The sequence below is a fragment of the Massilia sp. CT11-108 genome (genome assembly GCF_047302915.1).
Classification (GTDB): domain Bacteria; phylum Pseudomonadota; class Gammaproteobacteria; order Burkholderiales; family Burkholderiaceae_D; genus Telluria; species Telluria orientalis.
In genome coordinates, this window is record NZ_JBKYMO010000080.1 from 1 (window position 1) to 16,423 (window position 16,423).

Below are 16,423 nucleotides of genomic sequence, written 5' to 3' on the forward strand. Positions count from 1 at the left end.
CCACGCGCGCAGTCGGCGGCCGCGGGCCGGGCAGGCGACATCGCGTTCGCCGGCGGGTCGTTCATGCGCGGCGGCGACCAGTCGAGGGGCTTCGTGTTCGACAACGAGCGCAACGCCGCGCTCGTCAGGGTGGCCCCGTTCGCCATCGATGCGGGACTCGTCAGCACGGCCGCCTACCTCGATTTCGTGCACGACGGCGGCTACGAACGTTCGCAGTACTGGACGGAGGCCGGCCGCGCGTGGCTCATGACGCAGGAGCGCTCGGCGCCGCGCTATTGGGCGCGGGAAGGGGAGGATTGGTACACGGTGCGCTTCGGCCGGCCGGTCGCCCTCGACCTCGCGGAACCCGTGCGCCACGTGAATTTGTACGAAGCGCAGGCCTGGTGCGCGTGGGCGGGCCGCCGGCTGCCGACGGAAGACGAGTGGGAATACGCGGCGGGGTCGAGCCAGCCGGGCTTTGCGTGGGGGCAGCTGTGGGAATGGACGGCGTCCGCCTTCCTGCCGTTCGCGGGCTTCGAGGTGGACCGCTACCGCGATTATTCGGCGCCGTGGTTCGGCACGCGCCAGACCTTGCGCGGCGCATCGTTCGCGACGCCGGCACGGCTGCGCTCGCCGCACTTCCGCAATTTCTTCACGCCGGAGCGGGACGATATTTTTTCCGGATTCCGCAGCTGCGCGTTATGAACAAAATAAGCGAAACCCCCGGCACCTTGCGATGCCGGGGGTTTCGTTATGCCTGCTGACGCTTAGCGGTCGCCGAACGTACGACGAGCCGAGTCGGCCGAGCGCGGATGCGCGCCGAAGGCCGGGCGTTCGCGGCGCTGGCCGCCTTCGCTGCGGAAGCCGCCTTCACGGCGCTGGCCCTGGTAGCCGCCTTCGCTGCGCGGGGCGCCTTCGGTGCGGAAGCCGCCTTCGCGACGCTGGCCTTGATAGCCGCCGCCTTCGGTGCGCGGTGCGCCTTCGCTGCGGTAACCGCCTTCGCGACGCGGTGCGTCACCGCGGTAGCCTTCACCGGCCGGCTTGTGGAAGCTGCGCTGGCCCGGCTTGGCGTTGGCATTACGGCCGTCGCCCGGTTTCCAGCCCGGACGGGCGCCCGAACGGGGTGCTGCCGAACGCTTCGGCTCGAAGCCTTCCACCACGTCGACCGGAATGGTCTGCTTGGTGAAGCGTTCGATACGGCGCACGTTCATGCTTTCCGCGTGGTTCACGAGCGAGACTGCCGTACCGTTGCGGCCGGCGCGGCCCGTGCGGCCGATGCGGTGCACGTAGTCTTCCGGGAACTTCGGCAGGTCGTAGTTGACCACGTGGGTGATCGACGGCACGTCGATGCCGCGCGCGGCGACGTCGGTTGCCACGAGCACGCGCACCTGGCCGCGACGCATGCTGTCCAGCGTGCGGTTGCGGGCGCCCTGGTGCATGTCGCCATGCAGTGCGGCAGCCGCGAAGCCGGCGATGTTCAGGCGGTCGGCGATCATGTCGGCGTCACGCTTGGTCGCCGTGAACACGACGGCCTGGTCCATGGTCTCGTCGCGCAGCAGGTGGTCGAGCAGGCGGTTCTTGTGCGACAGGTCGTCGACGAAGTGCACCTTCTGCGTGATGTTCTCGTGGCGGTTGGCCGCGCTCATGATCTGGATCACCTGCGGGTTCCTGGTGATGCGGCGCGCCATGTTGCCGACGACGCCATCCAGCGTGGCCGAGAACAGCATCGTCTGGCGCGATTCCGGCGTCGCGGCGACGATCTTTTCGATGTCGTCGATGAAGCCCATGTCCAGCATGCGGTCCGCTTCGTCCAGCACGAGGATCTCGAGCTGCGAGAAGTCGATCTTGCCCGACTCCATGTGGTCGATCAGGCGGCCCGGGGTCGCAACGAGGATTTCCGGATTCTTGGCCAGCAGTTGCATCTGCTTCGGATACGGCATGCCGCCCAGGATCGAGACGGCGCGGATGCGGCGCATGTGCGCCGTGTACTGTTCCGTCGCGGTGGTCACCTGCAGGGCCAGTTCGCGGGTCGGGGTCAGGACCAGCATTTTCGGCTGGGCTGCCTTGAAACGGACGCGCTCGCCACGGGCGCGCGTCGATTGCGCTTCCTGTGCGGGGGTGCGACCGGCCGCGGCGGGTTCGGTGTTGGCGAACTTGTTCAGGGCGGGCAGCATGAACGCTGCCGTCTTGCCCGAACCGGTTTGGGACGAGACCAGCAGATCGCGGCCCGCGATCGCCGCCGGCACCGCCTGCTCCTGCACCGGGGTCGGCTTTTCGTAGCCTGCTTCGGTAACTGCCTTGACGATGGACGCGTGTAAGCCTAGTGCTTCAAAACTCATTGTTTATTTACTTTCGGTATGGATCAGTGAGCGTCCACGCTATTCGGAGCGGAACGCGAAATAGCAACGCGAGCCAACAATACGAAATGACTCTGAAACGAAAGAAATTTCGGCACAAAAGCTTTGCGCCGGGACGGTGCCATTTTCGGCACGCAGGGCGGGAGGGCTTTATGAAAGGACATCCTTCGTGGATGCCTGGGCTTGCGTAGCTGCTAGTTGTACTACTGTCGGTGAACTGCCGCGGAAGTCTTTTCAAACGCGTTTATTGCAGCGCACAACCAACACTATACCGTACTTTTGAAGAGCGTGCACGGCATGCGTCGAGTTGTGCGCGTATTGACGGGTCGTGAGTCCGTCGCGTGGTCAAAATGACACGATATCAACGGCGCTTGCGGCCGTTGGCGTTGACGGCGGGCTTGGAACCCCGCGACACGCGGCTCTTGATCTCGGCTACCGCATGCGCGGCGCTGGCCTTGAAGCGCTGGGCGCCGGACAGCTTGCGGCCGCTGCGGCGCGACTCGCCGCGGTCGGCTTCCAGCATCATCGACGCGTTCTCGACGATGCTTTCGGCGATGTCGTTGCTGGCGGTGGCACTGGTCTTCGGCACGAGGATGGTCGAGCCGGCCTTCAGGCGCATCTGCGGCGGGATATTGTTGGCCTGGCGGATGACTTCCGGGGTCGTGCCCAGTTTCGCGGCCAGCGAGGCGATGCTTTCGCGGGCCGACGTGATCTTGTGCGTGGTCCAGGTGGACAGTGCGCGGCCCCATTGCGCGAGGTTCAGGTTGAACTTCTCGGCGTTTTCCTTCGGCAGCAGGATCTTGGTCGATTCGCCCGTGATCACGGGCTTCTTGAATTGCGGGTTCAGGGCCTTGAATTCGTCGACGGACATTTCCGCCAGCTGGGCGGCCACGGCCAGGTCGATATCGGACGTCTTGTCGACGGCGACAAAGTACGGCGTGTTGTCGATCGTCGGCAGCGCGACGCCGTACTGGGCCGGATTGGCGATGATGTTCTTGACGGCCTGCAGCTTCGGCACGTAGTTGCGGGTTTCCGCCGGCATCAGCTCGGCCAGGCTCTCGAAGTCGGTCGGCTTGCCCAGCGCGCGGTTCTTCTGGATCGCCTTCTGCACATTGCCTTCGCCCCAGTTATAGGCGGCGAGGGCCAGCTGCCAGTCGCCGAACATCGTGTACAGGCGTTGCAGGTAGGTGAGGGCGGCGTCGGTCGAGGCGAGTACGCCGCGGCGCTCGTCCTTGAACATGTTCTGCTGCAGGTTGAAGTCGCGTCCCGTGCCCGGAACGAACTGCCAGATGCCGGCCGCGTCGGCGTTCGACAGGGCCTGCGGGTTGAACGCGGATTCGATCACGGGCAGCAGGGCCAGTTCCGTCGGCATGCCGCGCTTTTCCAGCTCCTGCACGACGTGGTACAGGTACAGCGACGCGCGGCCCGAGGTGCGCGTCAGGTAGTCCGGACGGCTCGCGTACCACTGCACGTGCTTGGCGACGAGGGCGTTGTCGATGTCGGGAATGGCGTAGCCGCTGCGGATGCGGGCCCACAGGTCGGGGTCCTTGTAGTCGTCGGACTTGGACGGGGCCGGGGATTGCGGCAGGATCGCCTTGGCCATGACGGCCGCGCTGCTGCTGCTCTGGGCGATCGGGCTCGGGGCGCTGTCGGCGGCGTGGCTGATCGCGGAGACGGACAGGAGCGCGATGGCCAGGGCGTAAGTGGAGCGAGTCGTTTCGTTCATAGCTTTCCAGTGTTGCGTCCAGGAACGGCAGGACTGACGAGTGAAGTCGGAGTGTACGGACCAGTTACCGAGTCAGTCAAGAAGTATGTCGGCGCAGTTACAAAAAATCTTGTCTACTCTTTTTGCTAACGCGGGCACCCGTTAAGACGATATATGTGGGGGTATGGTTCCGGCGAGCTCGTCTTTGACTGACGAGGATCAAGCGTTTTTATGTATACCCCTGGGTGTATATGAAATTTCCAAGAGGAAAATCGGTGCTTTCACGAGCCCGGTATTGTCAAATTTGTACCTGGACTTCATGGACTGCCGGGTAATACCAGCCTGTCTTTCAAGTTAGTCCGGCTCGTCGGATGCTCCATGAGTGGACGCAAAAAGCGTACAATTGCCGTCTCCGCAGGACGCGGTTTTGTATTTTTTGAAAGTAAGAAATGAGTACTGCCAACGAGAACGTGGACGATGACGCCGTCATCGCCGCCACCCGGCGCTGGGTCGACCGCGCCGTGATCGGCCTGAACCTTTGTCCGTTCGCGAAGGCGGTGCAAGTGAAGGACCAGGTGCGCTATGTCGTCGCGCATGCGCGCACGCCCGAGTCCCTGCTGGACACGCTGATGGACGAGCTGCAGCTGCTGGCCGACACGGACCCGGAACAAGTCGACACGACCCTGCTGATCCACCCGTACGTGCTGCAGGATTTCCTGGACTTCAATGAATTCCTCGACGTCGCCGACGCCGCCGTCGAAGACATGAGCCTGGACGGCGAGCTGCAGATCGCCAGCTTCCACCCGGACTACCAGTTCGCGGACACGGACCCGAACGACATCGAGAACTTTACGAACCGTTCGCCTTACCCGGTGCTGCAGCTCTTGCGCGAAGACAGCATCGACCGCGCCGTGGAAGCGATCCCCGATGCGGCCGAGATCTTCGAGAAGAATATCGAGACCATGGAAAAGCTCGGCCATGAAGGCTGGGACAAGCTCGATGTCGGCCCCGCTCCTTGATGCACAGGGAGCACCGCTCCCCGAGGACGAGAACACGGTGCCCGCGTCCTCGTCCGTGCGACTTGCCGGGGCGCTCCCGCAGCGCCCCGACACCCCCTGCGTCGCGGTCTGCTCGACCACCTTCGACGACATCTGCCGCGGCTGCGGCCGGACCGTCGTCGAGGTGGCCCACTGGGTCTCGATGACGGCCGAGCAGAAGGAAGTGGTGTGGCAGCGCATCCTGGCGCAGGGCTACCCGCGCCGCAATACCTGATCAGAACGTGCCGACGAAATCCCGCTTGCCGATGTCCAGCCCGTTATGGCGCAGGATGTCGTACGCCGTCGCGGCGTGGAAATAGAAGTTCGGCAGCGCGTAGTGCAATAAATAGACCTGGCCCTTGAACTGGCGCTGGTTGGCGCCCGTGCCGATCGTCACGTCGCGGTCGCCGCCGGCATCCACCGCCTCGCGCGCCACCGTGTCCAGGAAGGCCAGCGTCTTTTCCAGGCGTGCCTGCAGGCCCGCGAAATCCGTCTCCACATCGTCGTACCGCGGCACCTCGACGCCCGCGAGGCGCGCGGCCGCGCCCTTGGCGAAATCCGTCGCCAGCTGCACCTGGCGCACGAGCGGGAACATGTCCGGGAACAGGCGCGCCTGCAGCAGCGCGTTCGGATCCAGCTTCTTCGCGTCCACGTGCGCCTCGGCCTTCGTCAGGATGGCGGACAGGCTGCCCAGGATCTGGCGGAACACGGGGACCGAAGCCGTGTACAGGGAAAGTGTCATCGATGCCTCCTCAATATATAAAGAGCCCGATGATAGCAAGCCTGCATCGTTGCTGCTTGGCGCCCGCAAATAACACTTTTGGCATGTAAAACTTCAACTATTCGTATCCTCATAGGAGTCGATTAAAAAAATTCTACAGGGAACAGCGCACTCGAAAAGATACTTTGGGACATTGCCGGATTGAAAAGAGACGTCCAGCCAGGACGCAACATGGAGACCGTCGCTAATGAAGTGCCCAAAAACACATCGCATTGCTTTGTTATTTGATGCCAACCAGGCGTTCGCCCGGGAGGTCATCGGCGGGATCGCCGGTTACCTGTCGAGCCGGCGTACATCGTGGGAATTGTTCATCGAAGATGATTTTCGTGTGCGCCTGTCAAGTCTTGCACGCTGGCAAGGTGACGGCATCATCGCCCACTTCGACGACCCGGCCGTGGCCGCGGCGCTGGCCGACAGCCGCGTGCCCGTCGTCGCCGTCGGCGGCTCGTACGCGAACGAGGCCGATTATCCGGCCAACGTGCCGTATGTCGCGACCGACAACTTCAAGCTCGTCAACCTCGCCTATACCCACCTGATCGACGTCGGATTGCGTCAGTTCGCCCTCTTTTCCTTGCCCGACGGGACGAGGCACCCATGGGCGCTCGAGCGCGAAAAGGCGTTCCGGTTCCTGATGCAGCGCGACAAATTCAATGTCGAGATCCTGCGCGGAGAGGGCGCCTGCAGCTGGGAGGAGGACGTCGCGCAGCAGGTGCGGTGGCTGCAGAGCCTGCCAAAACCCATCGGGATCATTGCCGCCACCGATGCCCGCGCGCGCCAGTTGCTGCAGGCTTGTCAGTTTGCCAATATCGCCGTACCGGAACAGGTCGCCATCATCGGCATCGACAACGATCCGCTGGCACGCATGCTGTCGTGTATCCCGCTCAGCTCCGTGATCCAGGGCTCGAACGAGATCGGCCGCACCGCGGCCCGGATGCTGCATCAGCTGCTCGAAGGGACGTATCTGGAATGCTCGCGCATCCTGGTGCCGCCCGCCGGCATCAACGTGCTCACGTCGAGCAGCCACCAGCCCGTCAAGAACCCCCGCGTCATGCGTGCCCGGCATTTCATCCGCCAGTATGCCTGCCAGGGCATCAAGGGCGACCAGGTCGCCGATTACGTCGGCGTCTCGCGCTCCACCCTCGAGACGTATTTCCAGCAGGAACTGGCCTGCAGCGTGCACGACGAGATCCTGCGCTTCAAGCTCGATGCCGCGACCGCGCTGCTGGCGGAAGGGGATTGCAGCGTGGCCGAGGTGGCGCAGCGTTGCGGCTTTACATCGATGCAATACCTGTTCGCCGTGTTCAAGCGCGAGCTCGGTTGTTCGCCGCGGGAATACCAGCAGCGCGTGGCGTCGCGGCAGGAGGCCGCGCTGCAGGCTTGACGCCCGCGCCAGCCGGCGCGCATCTCGACAAATCCATGGGCGACCTGTCATTATATTGATGTGGCCGCAAGACGGCCGCCAGGCCCATATTTGTCGAGGTGGCAGCAGGTAATGCAGAGTTTCTACAACAAGGCGCTCGCCGGGCTGCTGGGTCTCGTGGTGGCGAGCGTTCTCATCGGCTATGCCTGTGTCCGCAGCACCTGGATCCGGCTTCCGCTGCTGCCCGCCGCGGACAGCGGCCTGCCGTGGCGCGCCGAGCTCATGGCCGACTCGGCCGTGGGCGGGCGTTCGACGGCCAGGCTGATCGACGACACGGCCACGCTGAGCTTCGAGTTCACGTCCGTCAAGGCGGCCGCGTATCCGTTCGTCCACGCGGAATTGGCGTTCCGCGACCGCGCCGGCAAGTTCACGCACGTCGACCTGTCCCGCTACAGCGCCGTGGAGTTCGACGTCAACTGCGCGCCGGCCAACACGCTGGCGTTCGGCCTCGTGATGTTCGATGACCAGGTATCGGTGCCCGGCCAGTTCGATACCTATCGCGCCCCGTACACCTATTTTTTCTGCAACAAGAAGGGCGAACACGTCGAGCTCGACCTGGCGCGCCTGCGGACCGACCAGTGGTGGTTCGACAGGTACGGGCAGAACCTCGCGCGCCAGGAACACACGCTGACCCGGATCGCGAAGCTCTCGTTCGGCAGCACGTTCCAGAGTCCCTACGGCGTGCTCTCGAAAGTCCAGGTCAGGAACCTGACCCTGACCGGGCGCGACATGCGCTACCTGTACCTGTTCGCGGCGTTCATGGTCGTCGCCTGGCCCGGTTATGGCCTGTGGTTCTTCCGCCGTCATACACAGGCATTGCTGGCGGAAGTGAAGGACAAGATGCGGCGCGACATTCCCCTGGTCGCCTACCAGCAATTGTCCCAGGACCTGCACCGCGACAAGGAGCAGAGCGCCATCCTGCGCTTCATGGCGACGGAATACGTCAAGCCGGAACTGGATGTCGAGACCACGGTGAACGCGCTCGGCATCAGCCGCAACAAGATCAACGAGATCCTCAAGGCGGAGCTGGGCTTCACGTTTTCCACGTACCTGAACAAGCTCAGGTTGACCGAGGCGGCGCGCCTGCTGGGCGCGAAGGAGGACACGAGCGTGGCGGAAATCGCCTATGCCGTGGGCTACCGGAACGTCTCGTACTTCAACAAACTCTTCAAGGAAGAATACGGCTGCACGCCGAAGACCTTCCGCAAGCTGCGCGACAGCGCACCGGAATCCGCCGGGCCGTAACGCGCCCGCTCCCACGGATTTTCAGCAGCCGATTGACGGATTTCGTTCTGGCGACGCCGGGCGGCGGTTCGTAGAATGCATTGGTGGCTCGCGCATCGTTCCGTCGTTCGATGCGCAGCATCATCTCCTCCCGCGTTCAAGTGGGTTAGGGACGGCTTCGGCCGTCCCTTTTTTTTTCGCGCGCGCCCAGGCGCGCCGTGTTTTCGTGGGTCGTTTGACGGATTTCGAAATTGCTGGGGGCAGGGGCGGCAATCAGAATACATACGATCGCCGCGCGTGCTCGACGGCGACGACATCCAAGACAACACGGAGACTTGATAACGTGAACAATACCAGGAAAACAGCGATCGCCATCGGCGTCGCGCAGCTCGCCCTGATGGCGGGCGGCGCCGCGCTGGCGCAGACCGAACCGACGACCGTCGTCGTGTACGGACAGCGCGCGGCGCTCGATTCGGCGCAGAATATCAAGAAGAACGCGGACGAAATCGTCGACTCGATCGTCGCCGACGACATCGGCAAGCTGCCGGACAAGTCGGTGACGGAAGTGCTGCAGCGCGTGGTCGGCGTGAGCATCGACCGCACGATGAACCGGGTCGACCCGCAGCAGGGCGTGGGCGACAGCGTCAACCACTACGCGGCGGAAGGCACGGGCGTGTCGATCCGAGGCCTCGGCGCCGGGCAGGTCCGGTCGGAGTTCAACGGCCGCGACGCGTTCTCCGCCAACGGCGGCCGCGCGCTGAGTTTCGAGGACGTGCCGCCCGAGCTGATGGCCGGCGTGGACGTGTACAAGAACCCGTCCGCCGAGCAGATCGAAGGCGGCATCGGCGGCCTGGTCAACCTGCGCACCGCGCTGCCGTTCGATTCCAAGGGCCGCAAGGTGGCGTTGTCGACCGAGGTCTCGCGCTCGTCGCTGCGCCAGAAGACCGCGCCGCCGTCGGTGTCCGGCCTGTACTCGGACCGCTGGGACACGCGGTTCGGCCAGGTCGGCGTGCTGATCGACCTCGCGCACTCGAAGATCGCGAACCAGAGCGACAGCCTGTCGATCGCCCCGTACAGCTCGCGCGACGACCTCGTGCCCGGCAAGCGCGTCTGGGTCACCCCGTCTGCGAGCTGGGGACAGAACACCTTCGACCGCACCCGCGACGGCCTGTATGGCGCGCTGCAGTGGAAGAAGGGCGATTTCAGTTCGTACGTGACTTTCCTGCGTTCGCGCTACAAGCAGCACTCGGACGAGCATTCCTATTTCGGCGGGACGAACCCGGCCACCTTGTCGCTGGATCCGGGCGCCACGTACGACGCCAACGGCGCGCTGCTGACCGGCACGCTGCACGACACCACCAACAGCGGTCCGGGCTTCGGCACGGGCCTGGGCTTCGGCACCGATGCGCGCGCGAGCGGCCGCACGTCCGACACGCGCGACGTGTCGTGGTCGGGCACCTGGCGCGCCAGCGACGCGTGGACCCTCAAGGCCGACCTGCAGCACGTGCAGGCCACGACGGACGGCTACGACAACACGGTGGGCCTGGGCGGCTGGGTGCCAGGCCAGACGGTCGACCTGCGCGGCGGCATGCCGACGATCTCGTTCGACCAGGCGTCGCGGGCATACCTGGCCGATCCGTCGCACTACTACTGGGGCTTCACGCAGGTGCACCATGACGTGGCGAAGGCGCAGATGAACACGGCGCGCCTGGACGCCAAGTACACGTTCGACCATCCGATCCTCAACGACCTGCGCTTCGGCGTGCGCGTGACCGACCGCTCGGCGGTGACGCAGTCCACCCACGATTCCGAATGGGTCCAGATCTCGCAGGGATGGGCGGTCGGCAACCAGTCGTGGCAGCCGCTGGCGCAGTTCGCCGGCCTGGGCGACCCGCGCTTCGCCCAGGGCTTCGGCCTGCACCAGTTCAAGAACTTCTTCGGCGGTTCCGCGGCGTCGCCGGCACCGGTGATCGTGCCCGATGCGTCCCTGGCCAACTCGGTCGATGCCGTCAACAAGCTGCACGACTACTACACGACCCTGTGCAATGAAGCCAACGCGACCGGCCGCAACAACGACTGCAGCTACAAGCCGCCGAAGTTCGGCGATGCGATCGGCCTGAACGACCAGCACGAACGCACGCAGGCGGCCTACGCCCAGCTGCGTTTCGCGTTCGACAAGCTCGCGTATCCGATCGATGGCAACGTCGGCGTGCGCGTCGTGCGCACGAATCCGACGTCGATCGGCTACACGCTGTTCACGCCGCCCAACAAGCCGCTGCCGCCGGGCGTGCCGGACATTCCGGCACAGTCGGAGAAGCAGACGTTCGAGAGCACCTACACGCGCGTGCTGCCGAGCCTGAACCTGAAACTCAAGGTCAGCGACGAGCTGCAGTTCCGCCTCGGGCTGTCGAAGGGCATGTCGCGTCCGGACTTCTACCTGCTGCAGGCCTACACGACGCTGGGCATGGACATCAAGACGCACACGCCGCCCGGCGACGACCAGAAGCCGGTGGTCGACTCGATTGCGTACAACGGCCAGCTGCGCGGCAATACGTCGCTCCGTCCGGTCATGGCCACCAACCTCGACCTGACGGCCGAGTACTACTTCGGCCGCGCCAGCTCGGCGACGTTCGGCGTCTTCAACAAGCGGCTGAAGGACGTCATCATCGCGCAGACGACGGTCTACCCGCTGAAGGACGTCACCGGAACGACGCACGACTTCATGGTCACGGGTCCCGTGAACGGCATGGACGCCCGCGTCAGCGGCGTCGAGGCGGGCTTCCAGACCTATTTCGACAAGCTGCCGGGCCTGTTCTCGGGTCTCGGCGTGTCGAGCAACTTCACGTATATCGACAGCAGCACGACGTACCACAACCCGGTCAACGGCACCTGGTGCACGCCGAAGGACACGCTGATGGCCAACATGGTCCGCAACCTGCAGGGCTGCGACACGGACGGCAGGGTGTTCGGCGACATGCCGCTGGTGGGCCTGTCGAAGAACTCGTACAACGTGGCGCTGCTGTACGACAAGGATGCGGTGTCGTTGCGCCTGGCGTACAGCTGGCGCTCGAAGTACCTGCAGTCGACCAACTCGTGGGGCACGGCCGGCAACGATGGCATCGACCGCAACCCGGACAGCCCGAACTACGGCCAGGGTTACTCGGTCAACTACGGTCTGCCGACGTGGGGCGGCGCATACGGCCAGCTCGACCTGGGCTTCCAGTACAAGTTCACCGAGCACCTGCGCCTGGGCGGCCAGGTGGGCAACCTGACGAACCAGGTCTACCGGCAGTACATGCAGCAACAGGTCGGCATGAAACTGCACAACGCCTTCTACACGGGCCGCACCTTCAGCGCCCAGATGAACTACACGTTCTAAGCACGCCGCCGCAAAACAGGCCTCCCGCGACCTTTGCCGGTCGGGGGAGGCCATTTCATTCAACCCGACGGATCCACGTATGAAAAAACGCTCCAATCACCTGCTGGCCACGCTCGTCCTGATCTCCACCCAGGCGCTGGCCGCCGCCCCGATGCCGCGCCTGGTCCAGCAAGACGGCCACTATGCGCTGCTGGTCGACGGCAAGCCGTTCACCATGCTGGGCGTGCAGGCCCACAATTCCAGTAATTATCCGAACGCGCTGCCCAAGGTCTGGGCCGCCGTCAAGGATGCCCACGCCAACACGCTCGAGATCCCCGTGGCGTGGGAACAGATCGAGCCCGTCGAGGGCAAGTTCGATTTCGGCTACGTCGACACGCTCGTGGCCGAGGCCCGCCGCAACGGCGTGCGCCTCGTGCTGCTGTGGTTCGGCACCTGGAAGAACACCGGCCCCGCGTACACGCCCGAATGGGTCAAGTTCGACGACAAGCGTTTCCCGCGCATGCTCGGCCGCGACGGCAAGGCCAGCTACTGCCTGTCGCCGCTGGGCGAGCAGACCCTGGTGGCCGACAGGAAGGCGTTCGTCGCCCTGATGCGCCACCTGAAGCAGATCGACGAAGCGCAGCGCACCGTGATCATGGTGCAGGTCGAGAACGAGGTCGGCACCTACGGCACCGTGCGCGATTTCGCAGCGCGGGGCGAGGCGGCGTTCCGCCAGCCGGTGCCGGCGGCCGTCCTCGCGCGCAAGAAGCCGCCCGTGCCCGGCGCCGCGAGCGGCACGTGGTCCGAGGTGTATGGCCCGTATGCCGACGAATATTTCCACGCCTGGGCCGTGGCCAGCTACATCGAAGAGATCGCGAAGGCGGGACGCGCCGTGTACGACCTGCCGATGTTCGTCAACAATGCGCTGCGCGATCCGCTCGAACCGCTGGCACCGTGGAAGGGCAACTTCGCCAGCGGCGGTCCCACGTACGACGTGATCGACATCTACAAGGCCGCCGCCCCGCACATCGACGTCGCCGGTCCCGACCTGTACGCGCCGCAATCGAACAGCGTGGCGGCGACGCTGGACAAGTTCCAGCGCCCGGACAACGCGCTGTTCGTGCCGGAGATGGGCAACGCGGCCGCGTATGCCCGCTATGTCTACCGGATCCTCGGCGCCGGCGCGATCGGCGTGGCGCCGTTCGGCATCGACTACGCGGACTACAGCAATTATCCGCTGGGCTCCAAGCGCACCGACAAGACCATGGTCGAACCGTTCGGGACCATCTACGCCGCGTTCGCGCCGCTGGCGCGGCAGTGGGGCCGGTGGGCGCTGGAAGGCCGCACGGCCGGCATCGCGGAAGGCGACGACCGCAAGCCGCAGTCGCTGGTACTCAAGGACTGGGGCGTCTCCGCCTCGTTCCGCGAGTGGCAGTTCGGCACGATGGGCAAGGACGCGAAGGAGGAAGACTACCCGCCCGGCACGGTGGCCCCGAACGGCGGCGCGGCGTTCGCGCAGATCGGCGCCGACGAGTTCATCGTGATCGGACAGCACGTCCGCCTGCATTTCTGGCCGGCCGGCGCGAACGAAGGCAAACGTTCCATGTTCGCGCGCGTGGAGGAAGGGCAGTTCGACCCGCAGGGGCGCTGGATCATGGAACGCAACTGGAATGGCGACCAGGTCGACCATGGTGTCAACCTGCCGGCGCGGCCCACGATCCTGAAGATCCGGCTGCGCGCGTATTGAGAACGGAGATTCCACCATGAACAAACTTCGATTGTGCGCGCTCGCGGTCTGCGCGGCCGCGTCCACCTTCGCCACCGCGCAGGTCGGCGTCACGATCGACGCGGGCAAGCCGGGCCCCGTCATCAGCCGCTACGTGTACGGCCAGTTCGCCGAGCACCTCGGCACCGGCATCTACGGCGGCCTGTGGGTCGGTCCCGACTCGACGATCCCCAACACGCGCGGCTGGCGCAACGACGTCGTGGCCGCGCTGAAGGCGCTGCACGTGCCGCTCGTGCGCTGGCCCGGCGGCTGCTTCGCCGACCAGTACCACTGGCGCGACGGCATCGGCCCGCGCGCGCAGCGGCCCGTGCGCATCAACACGAATTGGGGCGGCGTCGACGAGGACAATGCCGTCGGCACGCACGAATTCTTCGACCTCGTCGAGCAGCTCGGCGCGGATGCCTACGTCAACGGCAATCTCGGCACCGGCACCGTGCAGGAGATGTCGGAATGGATCGAATACATGACGGCGGACGGCACGTCGAGCCTCGCCCGGCTGCGTGCCCGCAACGGCCACCCGGCGCCGTACAAGGTGGCGTTCTTCGGCATCGGCAACGAAGCCTGGGGCTGCGGCGGCAATATGCGGCCGGAGCAGTACGCCGACGCCTACCGCCGCTACGCGACCTTCCTGCATCCCGGCGGCGACACGCAATTCATCGCGGCCGGCGGCCACGACGAGGATACGAGTTGGACGGCGTACCTGAGCCAGCACATCGGCGGCTGGGGCGTGCGCGCGCACGGGATCTCGTTCCACTATTACACGTCGCCCGGCGCCGACAGGAACGGCAAGTACGGTGCGACCGGCTTCGACGAAAGCCGCTGGATCCATACGCTGAGCGAGACGCGCCGCATGGAAGGGTTCATCGCCGCCAACGTCGCCAAGCTGGACGCGCACGACCCGCAGAAGAAACTCATGTTCGCCGTCGACGAATGGGGCACCTGGTACGACGCGGAACAAGGCAGCAAGCCGGGCTTCCTCCAGCAGCAGAACTCCCTGCGCGACGCGCTCGTCGCGGCCCTGAACTTCAACATCTTCCACGCCCATGCGGACCGCGTGCGCATGACGAGCATCGCGCAGATGGTGAACGTGCTGCAGGCGATGGTCCGCACGGACGGCGCGCGGATGGTGCTGACGCCGACCTACCACGTCTTCAGGATGTACGTGCCGTTCCAGGATGCGGTCTCGGTGCCGGTGACGCTGGCGCACAATCCGCTGTACACGTTCGGCACCGACGCGATCCCGGCCGTCAGCGCGTCGGCGGCGCGCGGCAAGGACGGCAAGCTGTATCTTGCCCTCGTCAACACGAACCCGCGCGAGGCGGCCGACGTCACGGTCGACGTGAGCGGCACCGCCGCACGCGGGGCGGCCGGTGCCGTGCTGACGGCAGCCGCGATGGACGCGCACAACACGTTCGCCGCGCCCGATGCGGTCAGGCCCGCGCCGTTCCAGGCCGCGGCCCGGGACGGAAAGCTGGTGCTGTCCCTGCCGGCGAAGTCCGTCGTGGTCGTCGCCGTGCAGGAGTAGCGCGCGTCAGAACGACGGCAGGTTGCGGCGGCCCTTGATGCCGAACTTCAGCGCGACGCCCGCGGTCCGCGGGCCAGGCTGGCCGCCGCCGATCCACACGGTGGCTTGGCCCGGCTCGACGCTGCGCTTGCCGGCCGCGTCGACCGTGCTCATGGCCTTGCCGTCCAGGTCGAACGTCAGCCGGCGCTTCTCGCCCGGCTGCAGCGCGACGCGGGCGAAGCGGACGAGCGTGCGGTTGGGCGCCCCGGGCCGCGGCCTTGCGACGTAGACCTGCACGACTTCGTCCCCGGCGCGCGGTCCGTCGTTCTTCACGTCGACGACGACCTTGACGGCGCAGCCGGCGCACACGGCCCTTGGCGCGGGCGCGGCGAGCTTGTACGAGAACTGCGTGTAGCTCAGGCCATGGCCGAACGGGTACAACGGCTCGCCCTTGAAGTACTTGTACGTCCGGCCCTGCATGCCGTAGTCCTTGAACGGCGGCAGGTCGGCGGCGGATCGATAAAAGGTCACCGGCAGGCGGCCGGCGGGGCTGAAGTCGCCCGCGATCAGTTCGGCCACGGCCTGGCCGCCTTCGCCGCCCGGATACCAGGCCTGGATGATGGCCGGCACGTGCTTGTCGGCCCAGTTCAGCGCCATCGCGCTGCCGCTCATGTTGACGAGTACCAGCGGCTTGCCGAGCGCCCCCAGGCGTTCCAGCAGCGCTTCCTGCGGCGCGGGCAGGTCGAGGCTCGTGCGGTCGCCGCCCGCGAAGCCCGGCGCGTTGACCGACATCTCCTCGCCCTCCAGCTGCCACGTCAGGCCGCCCGCGTACACGACGAGATCCGCCGCGCGCGCCGCCTCCAGGGCGGCCGTGTCGTCGAAGCTGGGCCGCGTCCACTGCAGCTTCTGGTCGCCGTCCCAGCCGGTCTGCCGGGCCTCGATCTCGATCCGGTACACCTTGCCGGCCGCGAGTTCGACCGGCGTGTTCGACGTCGGCCAGGCGATGTCCCACAAGTCCGTGACGAGGCGTCCATCGACGCGGATGCGATAGCCCTGGCCGCCTTTCAGCCGCAGGTGATGCGGGCCGGTTTCGAAGGCGCGCAGGTAGCCGCTCCAGCGCGTGGAGGTCTTGCGCTCGACGTTGTCCGGCCAGCCCCAGCGGAACGCCGCCTGAGCACTGGTCGTGACGGCGGCCGGCGCGCCCGCCAGGTCGAGGTTGTCGAACCGTTCCGTGCGCACGCCGGGCTGGGCGCAGCCGGCGTCCAGGCACAG

Annotated in this window: 12 protein-coding genes; 8 read left to right on the plus strand and 4 right to left on the minus strand. The window is 65.8% G+C overall.

Annotated elements, in window-relative coordinates; genetic code table 11:
* The coding region (locus ACEN88_RS09505; protein WP_413339069.1) for an SUMF1/EgtB/PvdO family nonheme iron enzyme at positions 1–684 on the plus strand (684 nt) is incomplete at its 5' end.
* Positions 685–746: 62 nt separating this feature from the next.
* On the opposite strand, the gene ACEN88_RS09510 is transcribed toward ACEN88_RS09505, so the two are convergent.
* On the minus strand, positions 747–2,318 hold the full coding sequence (locus tag ACEN88_RS09510) for a DEAD/DEAH box helicase (protein ID WP_413339071.1): 1,572 nt from the start codon (positions 2,316–2,318) through the stop codon (positions 747–749).
* Positions 2,319–2,697: 379 nt separating this feature from the next.
* The gene (locus tag ACEN88_RS09515; RefSeq protein WP_413339073.1) at positions 2,698–4,062 is read right to left on the minus strand and encodes a transglycosylase SLT domain-containing protein; all 1,365 of its coding nucleotides are present in this window, start codon (positions 4,060–4,062) and stop codon (positions 2,698–2,700) included.
* 428 nt (positions 4,063–4,490) lie between these two features.
* On the opposite strand from ACEN88_RS09515, the gene ACEN88_RS09520 reads away from it, so the two are divergent.
* Positions 4,491–5,060, plus strand: coding sequence for a DUF1415 domain-containing protein (locus ACEN88_RS09520; RefSeq protein WP_413339075.1), 570 nt, complete (start codon positions 4,491–4,493; stop codon positions 5,058–5,060).
* A 37-nt stretch (positions 5,061–5,097) separates the two neighbouring features.
* Entirely contained in the window at positions 5,098–5,313 is a 216-nt protein-coding gene (locus ACEN88_RS09525) for a DUF1289 domain-containing protein (RefSeq protein ID WP_413339076.1), read from the plus strand.
* Here the strand turns inward: ACEN88_RS09525 and ACEN88_RS09530 are convergent, their stop codons facing one another.
* Positions 5,314–5,820 carry a DUF1993 domain-containing protein gene (locus ACEN88_RS09530; RefSeq protein ID WP_413339078.1) on the minus strand — a complete coding sequence of 169 codons (507 nt, stop codon included), beginning with the start codon at positions 5,818–5,820 and terminating at the stop codon, positions 5,314–5,316.
* A 226-nt stretch (positions 5,821–6,046) separates the two neighbouring features.
* On the opposite strand from ACEN88_RS09530, the gene ACEN88_RS09535 reads away from it, so the two are divergent.
* From ACEN88_RS09535 to ACEN88_RS09555, 5 genes are all read left to right on the plus strand, one after another.
* Entirely contained in the window at positions 6,047–7,240 is a 1,194-nt protein-coding gene (locus ACEN88_RS09535) for a XylR family transcriptional regulator (RefSeq protein ID WP_413339080.1), read from the plus strand.
* 111 nt (positions 7,241–7,351) lie between these two features.
* Complete coding sequence (locus tag ACEN88_RS09540) at positions 7,352–8,524, plus strand: helix-turn-helix domain-containing protein (protein WP_413339082.1); 1,173 nt, start codon at positions 7,352–7,354, stop codon at positions 8,522–8,524.
* A gap of 322 nt (positions 8,525–8,846) precedes the next feature.
* Positions 8,847–11,882, plus strand: a complete 3,036-nt coding sequence (locus ACEN88_RS09545) for a TonB-dependent receptor (protein ID WP_413339083.1) — start codon at positions 8,847–8,849, stop codon at positions 11,880–11,882.
* A gap of 79 nt (positions 11,883–11,961) precedes the next feature.
* The gene (locus tag ACEN88_RS09550; RefSeq protein ID WP_413339085.1) at positions 11,962–13,608 is read left to right on the plus strand and encodes a DUF5597 domain-containing protein; all 1,647 of its coding nucleotides are present in this window, start codon (positions 11,962–11,964) and stop codon (positions 13,606–13,608) included.
* Positions 13,609–13,624: 16 nt separating this feature from the next.
* A complete protein-coding gene (locus ACEN88_RS09555) occupies positions 13,625–15,172 on the plus strand; it encodes an alpha-N-arabinofuranosidase (RefSeq protein WP_413339087.1) in 1,548 nt (515 codons plus the stop codon).
* A 6-nt stretch (positions 15,173–15,178) separates the two neighbouring features.
* On the opposite strand, the gene ACEN88_RS09560 is transcribed toward ACEN88_RS09555, so the two are convergent.
* On the minus strand, positions 15,179–16,423 hold a 1,245-nt coding region (locus ACEN88_RS09560), incomplete at its 5' end, for a glycoside hydrolase family 3 C-terminal domain-containing protein (RefSeq protein ID WP_413339089.1).